Origin of the sequence: Mesorhizobium sp. M1143, from assembly GCF_040318435.1 — a bacterium.
In the GTDB taxonomy this organism is placed as follows: domain Bacteria; phylum Pseudomonadota; class Alphaproteobacteria; order Rhizobiales; family Rhizobiaceae; genus Mesorhizobium.
Genome location: NZ_JAMYMJ010000187.1, coordinates 1 through 941 on the forward strand (window position 1 = coordinate 1; position 941 = coordinate 941).

Annotated in this window: 2 protein-coding genes; one reads left to right on the forward strand and one right to left on the reverse strand. The window is 55.6% G+C overall.

The features are described 5' to 3' along the window. A partial coding sequence (locus NKH35_RS31845) for a hypothetical protein (protein WP_352917582.1) occupies positions 1-189 on the reverse strand: 189 nt, incomplete at its 3' end. Positions 190-530: 341 nt separating this feature from the next. Here NKH35_RS31845 and NKH35_RS31850 point away from each other — a divergent pair. Then, a complete protein-coding gene (locus NKH35_RS31850; protein WP_023679670.1) occupies positions 531-743 on the forward strand; it encodes a cold-shock protein in 213 nt (70 codons plus the stop codon). Positions 744-941: the final 198 nt, after the last annotated feature.

The following is a 941-nucleotide window of genomic DNA, read 5'->3' on the forward strand; positions in this document are numbered from 1 at the left end:
ATTGTGGAACTGCTCGCGGGTGGCTTCTACCACAAACAGCAAGGTCATGAAATCAAGCAGGAAGTCGTCAATCGCTTGGGCGATTGTTTCTGACTTGCCCTTGAACTGGTCCAGCAAAACGCGCGCGCTATCGATCGCTTCCACGCTGGTCGCATCGATCAACCCCTCGACCCTCTTGAAACAGTCCAACTCGAAACTCCTTAAAGCGCTTCCAAGCCGTTATGCACGAAGGCAGCTCCGTGAACTACCTGGCCTTTTACCTGACGGCACGAGCAGCAGTCGGCCTTACGTCTCGTGCCAAAGCACGAGCTATAGACCTGGGCGCTGAGGAGCGTTGGAAGATCGAGCGCTTCCGGCCTGGTCGAGCGGTAGTGTGGACAGTGCTTGCTGGCGGCTACGCCAACAATGGAGTGCGCCAGCTGATTGGGGCTTAACAATTTTTCGCTTTTTGCTGCGCCCAAGTCTCGGCTATGACTCGGACAGGCCCAATGGCCTGCCCCACGTTGCAATTTTAAAAGAGGAATAATTATATGCCGACTGGAACGGTAAAGTGGTTCAACAGCACCAAAGGGTTTGGATTTATCCAGCCCGACAATGGCGGTCCGGATGTTTTCGTCCACATTTCCGCTGTCGAACGCGCGGGCCTCTCGACCCTCGCTGACGGCCAGAAGATCAACTATGAGATCGAGCAGGACCGCCGCACTGGCAAGTCCTCAGCTGGCAGCCTGAGCAAAGCTGGTTGAAATTTTCTCCTGCGAAGTCGCAAGAGTGGGCGTGTAGGCCCTGAAGTGCTCACTGCCGCTCGATAGGGACGAGCAAAAGTGAGGGCAGCAGATTGCTGCATGGGTCGCGAATTCCTCATGAAACAAGTTGTTGGAAGGAAGGCGGGGTTGGCCCCGCCTTTTTTATGCGACGCCCAGATTAAGCCGACGGCTGCAACG